The sequence below is a fragment of the Janthinobacterium silvisoli genome, from assembly GCF_014200725.1.
Lineage (GTDB): Bacteria > Pseudomonadota > Gammaproteobacteria > Burkholderiales > Burkholderiaceae_D > Janthinobacterium.
On record NZ_JACHCL010000007.1, the window covers coordinates 181737 to 199684 of the forward strand.

Consider the following 17948-nt stretch of genomic DNA (forward strand, 5'->3'; position numbering starts at 1 on the left):
TACGGCACTGCGTTGCCGTGCCACAGGTATGAATCAGGCGAAGACGTCGGCGTCGGCCAGCAGTGTTCCGAGCTTGTCTTTGCCCGATAGCAGCGGCTCGCTGTCCAAAGGCCATTCGATGCCGATCGCCGGATCGTTCCACAGGACGCAACGCTCAAATTCCGGCGCCCAGTAATCGGTGGTCTTGTAAAGGAACTCGGCGCTGTCGCTCGTTACCACGAAGCCGTGAGCAAAACCTTCCGGTACCCACAACTGACGTTTGTTAGCGGCCGACAGCACGACACCGACCCATTTTCCAAAAGTTGGTGAGCTTTTACGCAGGTCAACGACGACGTCGAATACTTCGCCAGCGGTGACACGCACCAGTTTTCCTTGTGGTTGCTGGATCTGATAGTGCAGACCACGCAATACCCCCTTGGCGGACTTGGAATGGTTATCCTGAATAAATTCGCGTGTCACGCCGGTCAGTTCGGTAAAGCGTTTTTTGTTGAAGCTCTCGTAGAAAAAACCGCGATCGTCACCAAATACGGTTGGCTCGAGTATTAACACGTCAGGTATGGCTGTGGTCTGAATTTGCATGGTGTATTCGTAGGGTATGAACTGGGTGGAAGGCGCGCGGCGCCTTAGAATATCTTGTCGTCGAGTAAATGCAGCAGATATTGTCCATAGGCATTCTTCTTCAACGGCTGGGCCAGTTGCGCCAGTTTTTCGGCGTCAATGTAGCCCTTGCGATAGGCGATCTCTTCCGGACAAGCCACTTTAAGCCCCTGGCGGTTTTCGATCGTGGCGATGAATTGACCTGCTTCCAGCAGCGATTCATGTGTGCCGGTATCGAGCCAGGCCATGCCGCGGCCCATCAGTTCAACATTGAGTTCGTCGCGCTCCAGGTAGACACGATTGACGTCGGTAATTTCCAGCTCGCCACGCGGCGAAGGTGCGATGCCTGCGGCGATCTCACATACCTGGTTGTCATAAAAGTACAGACCGGTGACGGCGTAGTTCGATTTTGGCTTGAGCGGCTTTTCTTCGATGCTGATGGCGCGCCGCTGTTCATCGAAGTCGACGACGCCATAGCGTTCCGGATCGTGTACGTGATAAGCGAACACGGTGGAGCCAGTGGTGCGCGCTGTTGCTTCGCACAATTGCGCCTCAAAGTTGTGGCCATAATAAATGTTGTCGCCCAAGATCAGTGCCGAGGGCGCGTCACCGACGAACTCCTTGCCGATGATGAATGCCTGTGCCAGGCCATCAGGGCTCGGTTGCACGGCATAAGTCAGGTGAATACCCCACTGGCTGCCATCGCCCAGCAATTCTTTGAAGCGTGGCGTATCCTGGGGTGTCGAGATGATCAAGATATCGCGTATGCCGGCCAGCATCAGTGTGGTTAGCGGATAGTAAATCATCGGCTTGTCATATACCGGCAGCAGTTGCTTCGACACCGCCATGGTGACCGGGTACAGGCGCGTACCGGAGCCGCCGGCCAGGATAATGCCCTTGCGTTCGATAGTGCTGGTCATCAGATTGCATCCTTGGTTGTATCGCGCGTCGCGTAATTTTTTTCTACCCACTTCAGGTACTCGCCCGACTGTACTTCGTGTACCCAGGCCTGGTTATCGAGGTACCACTGGACTGTCTTGCGTATGCCGGTCTGGAACGTTTCAGCCGGCTTCCAGCCCAGCTCGCGTTCGATCTTGCGTGCATCGATGGCATAGCGGCGGTCATGGCCAGGCCGGTCCTGGACGTAGGTGATCTGATCACGATAGCTTCCCGCAGCTTTCGGATCGAGTGAGTCGAGAATGTCGCACAAGGTGTGTACGACTTCCAGGTTTGTCATTTCGTTCCAGCCACCTACGTTGTAGACCTCACCCAGTCTGCCGGCTTCCAGCACGCGCCGAATGGCCGAGCAATGGTCGCCCACATACAGCCAGTCGCGTACCTGCATGCCATCGCCATAGATCGGCAGCGGCTTGCCGGCGCGGGCGTTGCTGATGATAAGGGGAATCAGTTTTTCCGGAAAATGGAAAGAACCGTAGTTGTTCGAGCAGTTGGTGGTAAGTACCGGCATGCCATAGGTATGGAAATACGCGCGCACCAAGTGGTCGGACGCTGCTTTCGATGCCGAATAGGGGCTGTTCGGTGCATATGGCGTGGTTTCGGTGAATGGCGGATCGTGCGGCCCCAGCGTGCCATAGACTTCATCGGTCGAGACGTGCAGGAAACGGAACCCATCCTTGTGATCGCCGCTCAGTCCGGACCAGTAGGCGCGTGCTGCTTCGAGCAGACTGAAGGTGCCGTTGACATTGGTTGAAATAAATTCGCCGGGGCTGTGGATCGAACGATCGACATGGCTTTCCGCAGCAAAATGCACGATGGCGCGTGGCTGGTGTTCTGCCAACAAGCGCGCGATATGGGCGGTATCGCAAATATCGCCACGCACGAAGATGTGACGCGGATCTTGTTCCAGGCTCGCGAGATTGCTGAGATTGCCAGCGTAGGTTAGTTTGTCGAGGGTAATGACGGGTTCATCATTAAGCGCCAGCCAGTCGCGTACAAAATTGGACCCGATGAATCCGGCGCCGCCAGTAACTAAAATCATGTTGTTATCCTTTTCTTGCTTTGGAAATTATTAAATATTCTGACGACGTTGTGTTAATGCGCGCCATCTTTTTTGAGATGACTTTCCTGGTTTTCTGCGGGCTGCCCATGTCATTAAAAAAGCGATCAGGTGCTGACCTATCATGCTTCAAGAGAGAGCCGCTATTGTAGCTGTCGCTGTAGTCTTGCCCCACCGCGACTGTCTTGAGCTGTAACATTTCATCCAAGTCAGTCTTGCACAGAAAATAGCCGATTGTGCACGGATCATTTTTAACTGAAACGTCAATATGGGTGCCAAGGGATATGCCAACGCGATACCCCTTTGGCAGGTCTGTTTAAACCCGGCCGTAACGGTCTTCAAACCGCACGATATCATCCTCGCCCAGGTAGCTGCCCGACTGGATTTCAATCAGTTCCAGCGGCACCTTGCCCGGATTGGCCAGCGAGTGCACCACGCCAAGCGGAATATAAGTGGACTGGTTTTCAGTCAGTAAATATTCCTTGTCGCCATTTGTGATCTGGGCAGTACCGGAGACGACAATCCAGTGCTCGGCGCGGTGATGGTGCATCTGCAGCGACAGCTTGGCGCCTGGTTTGACAGTGATGCGCTTGACCTGGAAACGGTCCCCATTACCGATCGAGTCATACGAACCCCAAGGGCGGAACACTTCACGGTGCATGGTGGCTTCGTTGCGCTGCTGATTGATCAGTTGCGCAACCAGCGTTTTGGTATGTTGTGCCTGGTCGGCATCCATGACCAATACAGCATCGGCAGTTTCCACGATAACGGTATTGCGCATGCCTATGGCGGTAACCAGGCGGCTATTGCCATGGACTAGGCAATCGTTGCAATCTTGCATCAAGACATCGCCTTGTGCGCTATTGTTACTGGCATCTTTTTCCGCGACGTCGAAGACGGCCGCCCACGATCCGATATCATTCCAACCCGCATTCAACGCGATGGTGGCGGCATGACCGGTGCGTTCCATCACTGCATAATCGACAGCGATATCGGGGCTGGCGGCATAGGCATCGTGATCCAGGCGGATGAAATCGAGGTCGCTCTTGGCTTTTGCCAGCGCATCGCGGCAAGCAGCGACGACCGCAGGGTGAAAACGTTCAAGTTCTTCCAGATAGCGGCTGGCGCGGAACAAGAACATGCCGCTGTTCCATAAATAGTCGCCACTGGCGATATATTGTTCGGCAAGCGCCAGTGCCGGTTTCTCCACGAATTCAATGATGCGATGGACTTGGCCTGCTTCACGCCCTTCGGCGCGGATATAGCCGTAGCCGGTCTCGGGGCCGGTAGGCGTAATGCCGAAGGTGAGCAGGCTGCCTTCCTCGGCGGCTTTGCGTGCCAGGCTGACTGCCTGGTGGAAGGCCGCGGTATCGAGAATTACATGGTCGGCAGGCAAGACCAGCAGGACCGGATCTTCGCCCTTTTCCATGGCCTGCAAGGCCGCCGTAGCGATCGCTGGCGCCGTATTGCGACGCATCGGTTCGAGCAGCATGCGGGCATCGTTCAAGCCGATTTCGCGCAACTGCTCAGCGACGATGAAGCGTGACGACTCATTGCATACCAACAAGGCGGGTGCTAATCCCTGAATACCGCTGAGCCGCTGCAGGGTTTGTTGCAACATGCTGTCGTTGCCAGAAAGACGTAGAAACTGCTTGGGAAAAGCATCGCGGGAAAGAGGCCACAAGCGTGTGCCGGAACCGCCACAGAGAACAACAGGGATAAGTGGAATATTCATCTAAGCATCAATTCGAATTTAATTATTGGGCAGCGAGATATCAGTTTTTCGCAAAGCGTCAGTGTCGTACTTTATTTTCATTATTCGGGAAGTACGAAAAGTTTTTTGATACTTACTATATTTAAGAAGGCAACATTATAGTGAGATATAAGAAACCATATTTCTCTTTTCTTCATGAATCCCAGTACTGGCGGTGTGCTTGATTGCGCGGCTAATGGGGCTCGCTGAGCGGAAAAGGTACTTGGAAATCGAACCCATGCTGTACTGGTCGTCGCGCATCGTCGTAACGACGGCACATTCCTGGGGCGGGAGGTGCAGCAGATTTTGAGTATGGCGACACCTTGCAGGAGCCGGTGCCGCACCTGGAGTTAGAAAATGCTTCTCATGTTCTATCATTGCATATCAACTTTGTTGCCCAGTCCCTTTATTATTGTAGTTTCTACTGCTGGCCGATTGCCCAGGCTGCGGCCAGTTTCAACTGGAAAAGCAACACACGCATGCTGTATTGCGGCTCAGGATGGATACCGCCCGGTGGCGCTGTCCTGGCGATCCTGAGGCCGTGTGCAGAGATGGATGCAAGTGATCGATCAGATGCTCAAGGGCCGAGTTGAACAGCTTTGCGGCCAGTACCAAACCGCCATCAAGCAGCAGGAGCGCCGAAGGTGGGGACATGGACGGCACGATGATAACTGTCACGGCGGCAAGACATTGCAGGCAAAAACACTTTCCAATGGAAGGCTGCGGCGTGTCCATGCAGGAAGCATCCCATGCGTTCTGCCCAAGGCTGCTGTTTTCATCCGCTGGCAAATATTGGCACTTGCTGTGTCACTGGCATGGCGTTGAGTCTGATTAAAATGCACAATGAACAGTGAAGCCTGAGTGTTATGCCTGGCTTCTGCAGAGAAGAAAGAACGCTGCATTTTTAAACGGTTCAAAAAATAAAAGCCCGTTTTCAATGAATTGAAAAGGGCTTTTATTGTAATACGTATGCTGCCATCTTTTCATCTAAAGACTTTAACTCCAGTCCTGTGAACAGGCTGGAGCCAGACTTATATGTTGCTGCCTAAGCAGCAATCAATTAATGATGAGTAGTAGTAGCGTGGGTAGTGGTCGAATCCGAGCTTGCTGCACCGGCCACAACCGCAACGGCTGCGCCGATTGCGATCAAGGTGCTAACGCTCAGGCCAGCAACGGTGGTGCCAGCTGCCGCGCCTGCAGCAGCGGTACCAGTTGCTGGTGCTGCGGTTGCTGGTGCTGGGGCCGATTGGGCCATAGCTTGTGCGCAAGCGAAGGACAGGATTGCCGAAGCGATCAGAACTTTTTTCATGAGGTATCCTTTGGAGTTGAACAGGGGGAATATTGAAACGTATGAAACTTATGAAACTAGTACATGATTGTAACAACATTTCTCATGTTAGTCTGTGCTGCACAGTTCATAAGAAGAATTATCAACAATAATTCTGATGTATGTTAAAGCATTTTTTACCGTTTTTCACAAATATGTTGTTCTCTATTAACAAATTACCTGAAATGCTATTTATTTCAGCGGATGTTGCATGCTGCGTCCGTTATGGCTGCCGCGTCGTAGGAGAGGCAGCCAGTTTGCCAAGTGTATTCTACCGCGCGTAAAATACAGGCTACGCGGGTGTAGCTCAATGGTAGAGCAGAAGCTTCCCAAGCCCCTCCACCTCGTCAAGAGGCACTGTTCATGCGGCTCTGAAGCGCATGGGTCTGCGATCACACCAAAACGCCACCTTAATCAACAAGTTACGCGCCATCACATTTTCGACCCCACATTGAGTCGAAAAAGCTGCTGATACGCTTGGATGGCAGTCCGCAAATCTGACTGACTGTCTGTGCGAGGTGCTGTCACTTTGTTTGAACAGCAACACCGGTGGCCCAGCTTTTTTGTTGCCTAAACAACAGGTCCTGCGAATCCTTGCATCAAAAAGTCATACGAGACAGTGCGCTGTCGGCCCGAAGCGCACTGTCACGCGTTCATGGTGAAGATATTGGATATCACCTTTATGACAGGATCAGGCATCAACGATTGCTATAGGCTCATTGCCGTCCCTAAGATGCCGCAAAATCCGTTTGAGTAAACGTGTCGCCTCCTTTAGTTCGCTAACATCAATCTGCTCGCGCCCATGAACGGCTTTGTTTCGGACCATCCGTATCCGATCAATCTCGCGTCTCATCTCAGGTTCAATCCCAACGAACCGTTCTAGAACAGAGCGATTCGTAATGAACTGTGGACCTTCCATCCCTTGACTCTTCAAAGCAGCTGATATGTGCTGTTCTAGCTCAATCCATTTGCGCATAAACGCGCCAAGTACCGCTTCCTCGTGTTTAAGTGGCTCAGCATTCGAACCTAACACTTTGGGGTCATGCTCGTACTTACGTCGGACGCCCGCATAGACACGATACCGCGTCGGATCAGATTCCAGGATTTGGTCGACAAGCTGGTCCGAGATCGTTCGCTTCTCGACGTCAGGATGGATGGCGGAGATAAACGGTCGAACATGCTCCGGTGTGTTTAACTCAAGCCGTACTAGTAGTTCATAAAGCGCGTCTACTCGTCCAAGCGCGGACTCGTTCACTTCAGCTTGGAGGATCGGGGCAGCACACCTCTGCAGGAATGCTGCAAGCTCGTAGTGGCTAGTAAACGGTGTACCTTCACGCGCAACCCGCGAAGCGATTGCTCTTTGCAACCGCTCTAGCGCGATCTCCCCAGCTAAAACGAGGCCGTTGAGTTCGTCTAGAATCGCATATTCATCTTCGGAAAGCGAGCCTTGGAGCGGCTTATAAACAAGATCATGTTCAACCTCGGACCATGCATGCATGAGCACAGAGGCAACCTGAATTTCTATCACTGCGTCGGAATAGCGCTTCTGTGGGGTCTGAAGATAGTGATCTCGAAGCCGAACTCGGTAATGAGTTGCCCAATAGCCAGAAAATCGTTTTTCGTAAGTCGGCGTAGATGATGCTTGCGGAAATTTCTTTGGTTTACCAGCGATGTCGAAGTTTGCCTGAATAACCTTATCAACTTCCTCACGCGCGCCGGGAAAGTAGAGCGCAACTCGCACCCCTGCGAAGTCAACAATGTCGTCGTAGATATCTTGGGTGTTCTTGTAGTTCTTCGACTTATCCCTCTGCCTAAGCTTCTGCTCAAGACGATCAGGGCGCTTTGCCCGGTAAGTCACCATCGCTTGAATTCCGCTCGACGCCAGCGCGCTGTCGAGCTGTCCATGGGCAAGGCGTGCGGCTTGGTCGAAGAAGTCGAATTCGCGCCGGTATCGTTCTATGAAACGGTCAATCAGGTCCATCGGATCAGTTCCTTATTTTGCTGCTGTCGAAAAAATGAAGGGTGCGTCCGTTCTTGCCGACGCACCCCCTTTCGATTGCCGTCCTAGGCGGCACTTACGCCACTGACTAGTCCAGCGAGATTTTGATTGCAAATTTTCTAACAGCTTGTATCAATCTGAGCTAGTACATTTGGGACTCTTCAGGCTATTCCGACAGCCAACCATCAATCAGATCGCGGATATCCGATATCATGCTTTTCACATCTGCCGCAGAAAATTCATCGTGTTTGCCATGAGCTGCGCTATTGCCAACGGCCGATAGGGCCACAATCTTCTTTTGCTTTAAGGAGCTGTAGACCGCGGCTTTTGCTAGGTCATCGTTCATCTTTGCCAACCTCTGGCGAGGGATCTTCGGGTTTTGCCGTTCACAAAGGTCTGCTATTGCCGTCTCTAAAACGGTTCTAGCAATCACAGCCGCCGCGATATAGTAGCCGCTACTTAGCAGCTCACTTGCCTGTTCCAGCTCATTGTCGAATACATCAGCTTGAACCAATGATCTGAAAGAAGTGAGATATCCGCCTTCGTAGTCATCTCTGACAGCATTAAACACGGCGCCCAGTCTTTGCATCAGGCTAACAGGACCCTCCATTGTTTGAGGCTTTTCACTCGCAACAAACTCCTTCAAATGAAGTGAGTTTTCTCCACAAGCCATAGAAATCAAGCTTCGGGCTTTGACTCTCCATTCATGAGCCAGACCACTATCCAGAGTGTCATGATTGGATTGTGTGAAGGAATTATAAACAGAACCTTTGGTAGCAAGAACAGCGTCAAATTGTTCCTTCAACTGCTGAAAGCGAACCGCATATTTCTTGACAGTCATTGATTTTCCTAATCCGAGGGGGTAGCAAACAGAACGACTGCTTCTGGCAGAACCAGTCATATAGGAAGTATAGCTTCTTGTTCAGATGGCAACCATGCATTTGTATGCATTGCATTAAATTTTATTTTCTCTGCACCGCCGCGTTGTCCGAATTCCTTTTTGCATGGATGGTTCCCGTATCAAAAATAACGTGGAACCAGCATGGACCTATATCAGAAAAATTACATCAAGCTGCTGCAACTTCTTCCTGGACTGCATGAGATGATCGGGCCTGCAAAGCTCACAGTGGTGGGCCATACCGATGTGCATGTAGAGGTGATCGAGCGCCACAAGCATCGTCTGGTACTGCGCATGAGCCACTACCTCCAGCGACTGCATGGTGCAGCGATACCTGACCCTGATATGACCATCGAAGTGTTTCCTCTGGCAGAGACCGTTGGCGCGCTGACGTACATTGATTGCTTCGGCTCTCGCAAGGTGTTCTGCCTCGAAATGATGGCCTTCAGCCCACTTGCAAAAGCGGAACTGAACAATTTCCTGGGACAGTGGCTAACGAAGATGATTGCTGAGGGCCGAAGTTAGCCGAAGTCTGAACTGCGGGAAAATGCTACATAGCAATGGCTATAATCAGTCAAAATGCTGTTATAGTTTTTAAATTTTTTTAGGCGCTAATGAGCATCCCGCAGGTTACAGTTCCACGTGATAAAAAAACTCTTGAGTTTTTCATTAATAGAGCACTGCTCATCAATCTCGCGCATGTGTATCAGCAACTGGTGCCCGGAAAGACTGTTGATGACTTCTATCGGTCAGTGTTACTTCCACTGGTTGCAGAAAGAGTTTTCGGTGATGAACTACTAAAAAAGGCGTATGAGCATGAAGGCATTCATGACTACGAAATATTTATGATCTCGTGTGGATATTTGGCTGAGGCGAAAATCGCGCTTATTAAAGGAGATCGTCGTCGTGCTTGGTCATGCGCGATGGACTCTATGTCCTTTTGCAGTAGTGCCAAAAATGCTGCCAGCTATGTACGCGATCTTGATGGGACGATAAATGCCCAAGTTGATCAGATTTTGTCACAGAATGCTTCGAACTCAGCCAAACACCGAACTGAACCCTACAAAGACGTTGGCGCAGAAGCGGTGCGCATTATTAAGCAGCGCTGCGAAGCAGGCGAGCGTTGGGATTCTATTAATGCCGCAGCAAGAGAAATTTGTTCCGCTATGGGAGAGCTTGCGATATCTAAAGGCGTGCCGTTTTACGCGCAAGATGGGGGAATCAAGACTTTGAGTAAATACCTCGCTGATGCACCAGATCTTGTACCTTACTTCACGAAAAAACGCGGCCGTCCTAAAAAAAATTCGGCTTAATTTCCGACTGCGCGCTGAGCTGCTTTTTTATCTTAATTTTATGTTTTACCATACTGTCACAGAGTCCTCGATAAGGATTCAGTTCCCGGCATGTATGTGCCTAATCACATTTTGGAGTTATAAAATGAGCACTAATGATGCGCAAGCACCAAGCATCGGAGATTTGCTGAAAAATATCGGCGATGCTTTCGAAACACAACAAAATCGTTTCAATCGCGCAGTTTTTCAATCACAACCACCAAAACAGCAAGATGAAATCTTGCAGAACGGCTACAACAATGGCATGTCTGTTAAGACCCTTGGGAAGATGACTGGGGTTCCAGCAAGTACGATCTACAGCAAAATCAAGGCTAAGTAGCTCCACCGGACCTTGATGTATGCGTTTCAAAGTGAAAAAAGTATGCGTTTCAAAGTGAAAACGGCCTTGGGATACAAGGCCGTTTTCATGTGCAAGTAACAATAATAATGTGACCAATTGTGTAGTTTTTGTGACAACTTGAAGCTATGTGACGGCATGACCTCCAAGCAATATTTGGAGCACGACCTTGACCGTATATAGCTGTCACGCCGAGAACCGTCTGATCAATCCAGCTTCGCTTTGATCAGTTGGTAATAAGTGCTGGCACCCGCTGCGCTCAACTTGGCTTCGGCCACGAACTGTTCAACGATCTGCTTGCGGGTCATCTCTTTTTGCTTCGACATGCGCACGTAGATGGCGGATGCGATTTCCATCTTCGTCGGCGCCTTCGGCTTCTTCTCGGCCTTGGGCGTAGTTGACACGCCGGTATCGGGTTTTCCTTCGCTTCCCGTCGTATCCGCCGTCGGCGTCGATGAAATCGGCGTAGCGGCGTTTTTAATCGGTCCAGTCACGCTGGGCGACGCACTAGCCGTTGTTGTTTGCACCGTAGTGGCAGCGTTCGATGGCATTGCCGGTTGCTGGCTGTTCGTTGTCTTCGGCAGCTCGGTTGAAGTAATCTTTGCATTCATGATGTAGGTTCTCACTTGTTTAAGGAGCCTTTACCATCAACAATTTTCACCGGCTAGGCAACGACCAGCTTGCAGGCCAAAACCTGTTCACCTCGTCACGATCCACTGATGCCAACATCCGCTGTGACAGCAATTTTCGGTGGGCAGCCACCTCATTTCCCATCACACCCGCTGGGCTATCCGCTTAAGGCCCGCATGAATACAGGGCTGCGAGAGCTACGTCAGAAGCTTTGCTGGCTTATAACGGATGCAACCGCCCTTATAGCCTCACACCTATTGATGTCAAATATGCAACTTCCAAAGATCCATGTTTTGATTGCGCCTGAGCTACCACAACTGGCTGTTGCCCGGACAACACACCATTCCTGTCACTAACAAAAATCAATACCTGTTGTCCCGAACATTGGCCGGTACAGAGTTTGGTAGTAAACGATGCAGTCTATGTACAACAGATTAATACTATCACTAACAAAAAATTATATATGTTATACGCATGCATGGTAACTGGGCTACGTGAAACTCTACCACGTAAATTTACGTACAACAGATTAATTCAATCACTAACAAAAAATAATATATGTTATACGCTTGACCCAGCATAGGATAAATTTTATTGGTTAATAGAAGTATGTTTCGGGAATAATATTGGTTAATACCAATAACACCCTTTCACCCTGATGTGTGGCACACACATCAGGGTGAAAGGGTGTTCGTTGCCTCCTGTAGGGAGGCAAGTGCCCATGCTTTTTAGTTTATTATCAGTATCTATTCGAGCTTACGTAACTGCTTCTTAGCATATTTCACTACTTCCTCAAGTGTGGAATAATTAATTGCATGATACCTTACACGTTTTCCATTCAAATCGTAATTTTTTGGTTTATTTCGCGAAATTCCAAGAAGATTTAAAAATATGCCAAGCTGTGTCATTGGCTTTTTATCCAAATCATTTCGTACATCGATCTTGAGTATTGTCTCGATTTCTCCGCGTTTTGAGTTACAAATTTTCTTGAATTCGATTAAATCCTCGTGGCAAATAAGTTTATCTTTAATGAATTTTCCTTCAGCGTCGCACAATTTTGCAGCAATAAATAATTCCTTCAGCAGTATTTTTCTCGTGTAATTAAAATTTCTGTCTGCAGAAAAATTTTGCTGCTGAGGCTTGTCATGATTTATTGATTGGTCCTCATTGCTCAAATATGCGGCCATCATTCTTACTTTTGACTGATATCTTGTTTCATCATCTAATTCAACTAGCGCTGGCGAAATATCTTCATCGTAAAATTTTTCAATCCAGTAACGAGAAATCTTCGCTTCCATGAGTGCTGTCCTACTGCTAAAATTTTTCAAACGTTTTTCTTCTTTGTCAGTAATTTTTTCAGCGTTACATATCATTTCACATCGTAGTCGTGCAATTTCTTCTTTTGATTTTTTGAACGCATCGCTTCCTATTTGAGCCTCTCTTGTATCGGTTTTCACCTCTGTGACATTCCATCCATTATAAGTTTTAAGATCGATAAAATGTTTCCTGATACTATTTTTAGACGCACGGCTTAAAGCGAGTACCTCTGCATATAATGACAACAGAGAGTCGTCCATATCATATATCTTATTATTTTTTTCGTCGTACCCAATCAAGTAGTCTGTAAATTCCCCGTTTTCGACTATATTTCTTTTTATTACATCTGGCTCAATTTCAAAGGAAAACTTTTCATGCGAAATCCAGACTTTTACGAATCCTGGATGTCTTACACGGCAGAGTTGCTGATCGATATCGAAATGTGTATTGATACGTGGCATGAAGAAGCCAAATACTCCATCTATCAAAACCTCGTCATTAGGGAACGTAATATCGATTCCTGTTCAGAGAGACGGCGATGAAATTACAACATCAAATTTTGTAATTTCTGTTTTGATGTTAGCAACGAAGTGTCTTATTTCGTTGCTTTGAGAATTATCTTTTGTTATCAATTGAATTTTAACTTCGCGCATTGCTGTGTCTTCAATTGCTTTCGCAATCTGATCTGCTTTTCTTTTTGAGTTGCATGTCACGTAGAATTTTCCGCCAGTGTTAACTGAAGAAATCAATTCAGATAGCAATTGGTTTTCGCTATTGTAAATCTCAATATCTCTACCACTTTGCTTATGGCGGTTCACATAAAATCTTGTTGGCATTTCACCGTTTCGTGAAGCAGCAATCACTGACAATGTTAAGTAGCTCAAATCGGCGTCGCATGCTATCACTGTACTGGCATTTTTTAAGTATCTTTCGGTTTTAAGAAAACACTCACGACGTTGTCTTTTAAGCGTATCGGCCGTCAGGTGTGAAAAAACTTGTTCGGATTCATCAATAATAATAACGTCAAATTTATGAAAATTGAGATCCAGCTTTTTTGGAACGCTATCTAAGCAAATTGCATAATATTTTGAAACAGTAATTCTCTCGCCATACTTATCTTCCTGATCAAGGTAGCATGTCAGTCCCAGATCAGCAGCGAGTGCCGCAATTAATGATTGACGATGGCCTATCAATAATACCGATTTTTCTAGCACCTTACATTGCTGTACGATTTTTGATAATTGAAATGACTTACCGGATCCCTTTGGGCTACGCACTAAAATAATTCCGTCCGTTAATTCAATATCGGTCAAACGTTTTTCATTTCCCGATCTTATTGTCCGGTCATCGTTTGATAAAAATTCTTTAGGTGCATCGTCCCCGTACATGTTAGAAGGATCTTCGTGGTACTCGATAAAATTCAGGTCTGCATCTATCTGATAGAAGTCAAAATTTTGTAAGTGACGCTGTGAGATTGATTTTTCCCAAAATGTTTCGTTGCATACGGTACAATGTACACCTGTGATATTATTTCTAGATTCAGTGATAAATGCACTCGGATGCTTGTCGATGTGGAATGGGCAATGTACTCGTGTAGGCCGCGGCAACGTTTTTACCTGCTCGAAACTACCCTCAGCAGTTTTTACAATGTGATCCACGTCGAGCTGGCGACTAGATCGAATCGCGCTCGTTCCAGCGTTTGTTTCATCACCTGACTCTGCATTGACCTTTTTAATTTTTCCGTTTTCGATTAAATCATCCAAAATATCATTAGGCAAAGTGTTGCCTAAGATAAATTGCTGACGGCCTTTGCTGCCAAAAAATATTCGACACACATCTTTGCAAGAGTGATCACCCCCGAATTTCCTTATCAACCCGATGAAGGCTGCTCTCATTTCTTGAGCGTCAGTGATTACCCGATTCAGTTCAAATACAATACGAAAACGATTATATGTATCGGTGTGGCTCCACGTAACATAAATTAATGCTGCATATCTTTTTACCCATTCGTTTTCTAATGCTTCTGCAAGAGTCGTACCACTGTCGATATCTACTGCAAGATAGCCTGCACAAATAAAGTTTTCCGATTTTCTGCTACCTTCATGCTGCGCACAAAAAGAGTGCCCCATATTAATATGATGAGCAAGCTCTTCGAGGCTAATATCAACATTGCTAAATTCGTTAGCCAATGACCAAAAGGCAGCTGAGTCTCCATTTTCTGGCTTGTAGTCAATTTTTTCGTTAATGGCAATTTTCATGTAATATCTATAATTTTAAGTTTTTACTTATGCGGCATTGTTGAGTGTCCCTTCAGTGCAGTCTTCCCTACGCCAACGCTGACAGTGAGACTAAGAATGAATACACGCCTTCACAGCTGAGTTTGATGTATTCATTCAGTAGCTCACTTTGCCTATGCCTTTAGTTGATCGATGTGTGCTGGACGAGCGATTCGTTCAATTCATCAAGCACTTTGCACATAACATCGAGTTGGCTGCCGCTATTGACATCAATGCTGCCGCCAAGCTTCTTGTTGATCTTCGGACCACCTAACCCGTTTGCCGTCAACACACCCGAAATGCGGATGTGCATAGGTGCAATGCCTTGGCTGTAGAGTGTCTTCGATACGTTGTTCCACATTTGTTCGAGTTCCTGCCACGAGTTATCGTCAATGTTGGTAGGACGTTTTACGCGGCTCATCAGCGCAGACAGGTTAATTCCCTCTTCAGCCTTGCGGATATTCTTCAAGGTTGGATGCTGTTCAAGATCATCGGCCGTGAAGAACACAGCACCGTTATTGCAAAAAGTACTCAGTGTCTTCGTTGTTACCTCGTTCGGATTGTCAAAGCGAACCTCGAACGTGCCCTTGTAGCGCTGACCGCATTTAGCATTGACTGCCGCGCTTACCTGCGATTCGATTTCGCAGCGGGTCACAGCGAATTTGTTGGCGAGTTGGTAACGCTGTTCATGCTTGGTCATCGATGGTATTGGCAGTGAATCAGCCACTGCCGTGACAGGCTGCAAATCGGTATTGGCGATGCCTGCCACTCCTGGCATATCATGTGGTTGGACTTGCGGTGTGGGCGTCGTCGTGCCAACGTCATCGTTTGCTTCTACTTGCTGGATAGCTTGGTTTTCCATGTGAACTGTCTTTCATATAGTCTGCAAAAAGCAGCTTGATTAAGATTGATTGCCCTACGTGCTTATAGCCACACGTATAGGCAGGGGGACTTAAAAAACCGGCCGGTCAAGAAGTAAAGCTAGTGTATCGGGGGCGTAAGCTTTCGTATATTTGCATCCATTTTTTTAATTTTGATTGTATATAGACATAATTTAGGAGTTCTGAATGGACGAGCAGGTGTACCAACTGTGGTACGAATATTTGAAACGTTCCGTCCTTTATAAAGAATGTTGCTCAAAAGGTGGAGTGGGGGAGTTCAAGCAACACCTGAAGGATGTGTATAGTCATTTCGGTGACGTACACGCGCTGTCTTGGGAAGAATGGTGGCCTACACATCAATTTTTATTTTCAGATATCGAGCCGATGTTTGTGATTAATGAAATTGAAACGAAGGCGGATTTTGATTACATGTTCGATGATTATGCAGATGATCTACTGGGCCTTGTTGTAAATGTTTATGCGCCGAAAGAAGTTATTCTGGCTGAGATTGATAAGGTTCTAAAGCGTCGTATTAGTGAAAGCTTAGAACAAGAGCATCAGCAATCATTAAAAACCAATCCGAACGCTAAGAAGAAAAAACGACATTCAAACTTAGCTCTAGATTTGTACCATCTTTATGGTTTAAATCCTATTCCGAGCAATAAAGAAATTGATGTTTTAAAGAGAAGATTGAAGGTTTATGACGTTCACAAAAATTATCCATCTATCACTCTTGCAGAACTCGGAGGCGCTGAGAAATTAGATAATTCTATATTGGAACAAATGAGCTATGAAGAAAGGAAAGATTACGCTGCAAACAATATTGTGATAGCTAATTCGATAGCAAGAGATGTGTATTTTGCAAAAATTATCATAGAAAATACCGAACGCGGGCTATTCCCCAATATCGCTAAGCCGGAGTCCGATGTCTGTGATGAAGCGGTTTCTACCAGTGAGGTACTGGGTTTATAGGAGGTAATCTATTTAAAATTAGGTGATACCTACAACGTTTCATTGCATAAAATATCACTTTAATGCGAGGATTACACCTGCCAATTTACATGGTATTTTGCTGGATTTCCTGTATCTAACTTTGTAACTCCTTGATGAGCGTTTTAAGCTGTTTTGGAGGGTTTTCAATTACAGGCCTTGTGGGGCGTTACAAATGTTAGGTATGCCTCAGTATGAAGCCGAGCTTTGTAAGGCCGCCAGAGTGTTTCTGATGCATTGTCTTATTGATATCTTTTTTTGGTGTGCTTGTAGCTAATTTGAGTGATGATAGATATATTTTATTATAAATTATTCGGGTGAAATACCTCCGTTGAGCTGTCTGCATAAATAGCTGATGATGTAGTTGTCTATATTAATTCAGCGGAGAGTATTTTGGGATTGCACAAAAGAAATAACAGTAGTAATTGGTATTACGCATTTCAGGCACAGAATAAGAAATACGTGGGCAGTACAGGCACGGGAAATAAAACTAAAGCGTTGCAGGTCGAGCGTGAGATGCGCAACAAAATCCATAGCGAAACTTACCTCGGCGAAGCAGAAGAAATCTCGTTGCGTGATGCTGTGAGCAAGTACTTGGAGCCGCGCAAGCAGTTCTCATACTATCGGGGCATGGAGTCGATCTCGCGCAAGATGTTCGGCAGCAAACGCGATCCGAAAACCAAGAATGAAAATCCTTGCTACGGGCTTCCCGCAACCCTCTTTTTACATGAGATCCAGACCAAGCACATTGAGCGCTTGGTGGCCAAACGGAAGGCCGAAGGTGACAAGCCTGCGACGATCAAGCATGAGATCGGGTTGATTAGCTCAACGCTGCGCGAGATGCAACGACTGGGTTACAAAACGAATCGCGACGTGGTGTTTCCGCAGCTGAAGACGTCATATCGCCTGCGCTATCTGGATTCCAACGATGAGGCTGCATTGCTGCGTGAACTCGACCCGAACACGGTGAGAAGCGGCGTTAAAACGCTGGAAGCACGCACACCAGAAATGCAGCGCAATATTCAAGATAACTACGACCTGGTGATCATGCTCCTTGATACTGGCTGTCGATATTCCGAAGCTGCGAACCTGCCATGGACGGCTGTTAATTTGGAGGCCGGAACCTTAAACATCTATCGCAGCAAGGTTAACAATGAAGACGTGCTGTTCATGACGGATCGGCTGCGCGAGGTCGTACAGCGTCGTCATGCTGATCGTCGGCAAGATGCCCGCTACGTCTTTGAAAACAAATCGGGCACAGCACGCGGCTATGCCGCACAGGCGATCAAGAAGGCGATGGATCGTGCAGGAATGAACGACCCTGATGTGGTGAGGGAGAAGGGCGGAAAGGTCACAATGCACACGCTGCGCCACTCGTATGCCAGCAAGCTTGTAAAGAACGGCGTCAGTTTGTTTGAAGTCTCAGTTCTGCTGGGGCACAGCGATCCGAAGATGACGCAACGCTATGCTCACCTGGCCCCGAACGATGCCAGTAAGAAGGCCGTCGGCATCATTAATGCACTGCAGGGTTAGTTGAAGTCGTGCGGCAAAAAAGTACGATTTTTGCCGCCTTA

General features: G+C 47.6%; 18 protein-coding genes. 6 read left to right on the plus strand and 12 right to left on the minus strand.

Annotation, left to right across the window (positions count from 1 at the left end):
• Positions 1-33: 33 nt before the first annotated feature.
• The 5 genes from rfbC to HDE75_RS27045 all read right to left on the minus strand — a co-directional run bounded on the left by rfbC (position 34) and on the right by HDE75_RS27045 (position 5021).
• Positions 34-579 (minus strand): dTDP-4-dehydrorhamnose 3,5-epimerase, encoded by a 546-nt coding sequence (gene rfbC / locus HDE75_RS23690; RefSeq protein ID WP_183681244.1) that lies wholly within the window; start codon positions 577-579, stop codon positions 34-36.
• 44 nt (positions 580-623) lie between these two features.
• On the minus strand, positions 624-1517 hold the full coding sequence (gene rfbA, locus HDE75_RS23695) for a glucose-1-phosphate thymidylyltransferase RfbA (protein ID WP_183681242.1): 894 nt from the start codon (positions 1515-1517) through the stop codon (positions 624-626).
• Positions 1517-2596, minus strand: a complete 1080-nt coding sequence (gene rfbB / locus HDE75_RS23700; RefSeq protein ID WP_183681240.1) for a dTDP-glucose 4,6-dehydratase — start codon at positions 2594-2596, stop codon at positions 1517-1519. The genes rfbA and rfbB overlap by 1 nt, the downstream gene beginning before the upstream one ends.
• Positions 2597-2930: 334 nt before the next feature.
• Positions 2931-4343, minus strand: a complete 1413-nt coding sequence (locus HDE75_RS23705) for a mannose-1-phosphate guanylyltransferase/mannose-6-phosphate isomerase (RefSeq protein ID WP_409254935.1) — start codon at positions 4341-4343, stop codon at positions 2931-2933.
• 480 nt (positions 4344-4823) lie between these two features.
• Positions 4824-5021, minus strand: coding sequence for a diacylglycerol kinase (locus HDE75_RS27045; protein ID WP_409254934.1), 198 nt, complete (start codon positions 5019-5021; stop codon positions 4824-4826).
• Here HDE75_RS27045 and HDE75_RS26875 point away from each other — a divergent pair.
• A complete protein-coding gene (locus tag HDE75_RS26875) occupies positions 4923-5192 on the plus strand; it encodes a hypothetical protein (protein ID WP_260174302.1) in 270 nt (89 codons plus the stop codon). The genes HDE75_RS27045 and HDE75_RS26875 overlap by 99 nt on opposite strands.
• A gap of 235 nt (positions 5193-5427) precedes the next feature.
• Here HDE75_RS26875 and HDE75_RS23715 read toward each other — a convergent pair whose 3' ends face one another.
• From HDE75_RS23715 to HDE75_RS23725, 3 genes are all read right to left on the minus strand, one after another.
• Entirely contained in the window at positions 5428-5676 is a 249-nt protein-coding gene (locus HDE75_RS23715) for a hypothetical protein (protein WP_183681234.1), read from the minus strand.
• A gap of 709 nt (positions 5677-6385) precedes the next feature.
• A complete protein-coding gene (locus tag HDE75_RS23720; RefSeq protein WP_183681232.1) occupies positions 6386-7675 on the minus strand; it encodes a RelA/SpoT domain-containing protein in 1290 nt (429 codons plus the stop codon).
• A 184-nt stretch (positions 7676-7859) separates the two neighbouring features.
• Positions 7860-8534, minus strand: coding sequence for a DUF4145 domain-containing protein (locus tag HDE75_RS23725; RefSeq protein WP_183681230.1), 675 nt, complete (start codon positions 8532-8534; stop codon positions 7860-7862).
• Positions 8535-8735: 201 nt separating this feature from the next.
• On the opposite strand from HDE75_RS23725, the gene HDE75_RS23730 reads away from it, so the two are divergent.
• From HDE75_RS23730 to HDE75_RS23740, 3 genes are all read left to right on the plus strand, one after another.
• Positions 8736-9116, plus strand: a complete 381-nt coding sequence (locus tag HDE75_RS23730) for a DUF1249 domain-containing protein (RefSeq protein ID WP_183681228.1) — start codon at positions 8736-8738, stop codon at positions 9114-9116.
• Positions 9117-9205: 89 nt separating this feature from the next.
• Positions 9206-9904 carry a hypothetical protein gene (locus tag HDE75_RS23735; protein ID WP_183681226.1) on the plus strand — a complete coding sequence of 233 codons (699 nt, stop codon included), beginning with the start codon at positions 9206-9208 and terminating at the stop codon, positions 9902-9904.
• Positions 9905-10028: 124 nt separating this feature from the next.
• Positions 10029-10262 carry a hypothetical protein gene (locus tag HDE75_RS23740; RefSeq protein WP_183681225.1) on the plus strand — a complete coding sequence of 78 codons (234 nt, stop codon included), beginning with the start codon at positions 10029-10031 and terminating at the stop codon, positions 10260-10262.
• A 224-nt stretch (positions 10263-10486) separates the two neighbouring features.
• On the opposite strand, the gene HDE75_RS23745 is transcribed toward HDE75_RS23740, so the two are convergent.
• From HDE75_RS23745 to HDE75_RS23760, 4 genes are all read right to left on the minus strand, one after another.
• Positions 10487-10891, minus strand: coding sequence for a hypothetical protein (locus HDE75_RS23745; protein ID WP_183681676.1), 405 nt, complete (start codon positions 10889-10891; stop codon positions 10487-10489).
• 765 nt (positions 10892-11656) lie between these two features.
• A complete protein-coding gene (locus HDE75_RS23750; RefSeq protein WP_183681222.1) occupies positions 11657-12688 on the minus strand; it encodes a hypothetical protein in 1032 nt (343 codons plus the stop codon).
• Positions 12689-12751: 63 nt separating this feature from the next.
• Positions 12752-14485, minus strand: coding sequence for a hypothetical protein (locus tag HDE75_RS23755; RefSeq protein ID WP_183681220.1), 1734 nt, complete (start codon positions 14483-14485; stop codon positions 12752-12754).
• A gap of 160 nt (positions 14486-14645) precedes the next feature.
• The gene (locus tag HDE75_RS23760; RefSeq protein ID WP_183681218.1) at positions 14646-15365 is read right to left on the minus strand and encodes a hypothetical protein; all 720 of its coding nucleotides are present in this window, start codon (positions 15363-15365) and stop codon (positions 14646-14648) included.
• A 205-nt stretch (positions 15366-15570) separates the two neighbouring features.
• Here HDE75_RS23760 and HDE75_RS23765 point away from each other — a divergent pair, with 205 nt between their 5' ends.
• Together HDE75_RS23765 and HDE75_RS23770 are read left to right on the plus strand one after the other, a co-directional pair.
• Positions 15571-16356 carry a hypothetical protein gene (locus HDE75_RS23765; protein ID WP_183681216.1) on the plus strand — a complete coding sequence of 262 codons (786 nt, stop codon included), beginning with the start codon at positions 15571-15573 and terminating at the stop codon, positions 16354-16356.
• 411 nt (positions 16357-16767) lie between these two features.
• Positions 16768-17907, plus strand: a complete 1140-nt coding sequence (locus tag HDE75_RS23770; RefSeq protein ID WP_183681214.1) for a tyrosine-type recombinase/integrase — start codon at positions 16768-16770, stop codon at positions 17905-17907.
• Positions 17908-17948: the final 41 nt, after the last annotated feature.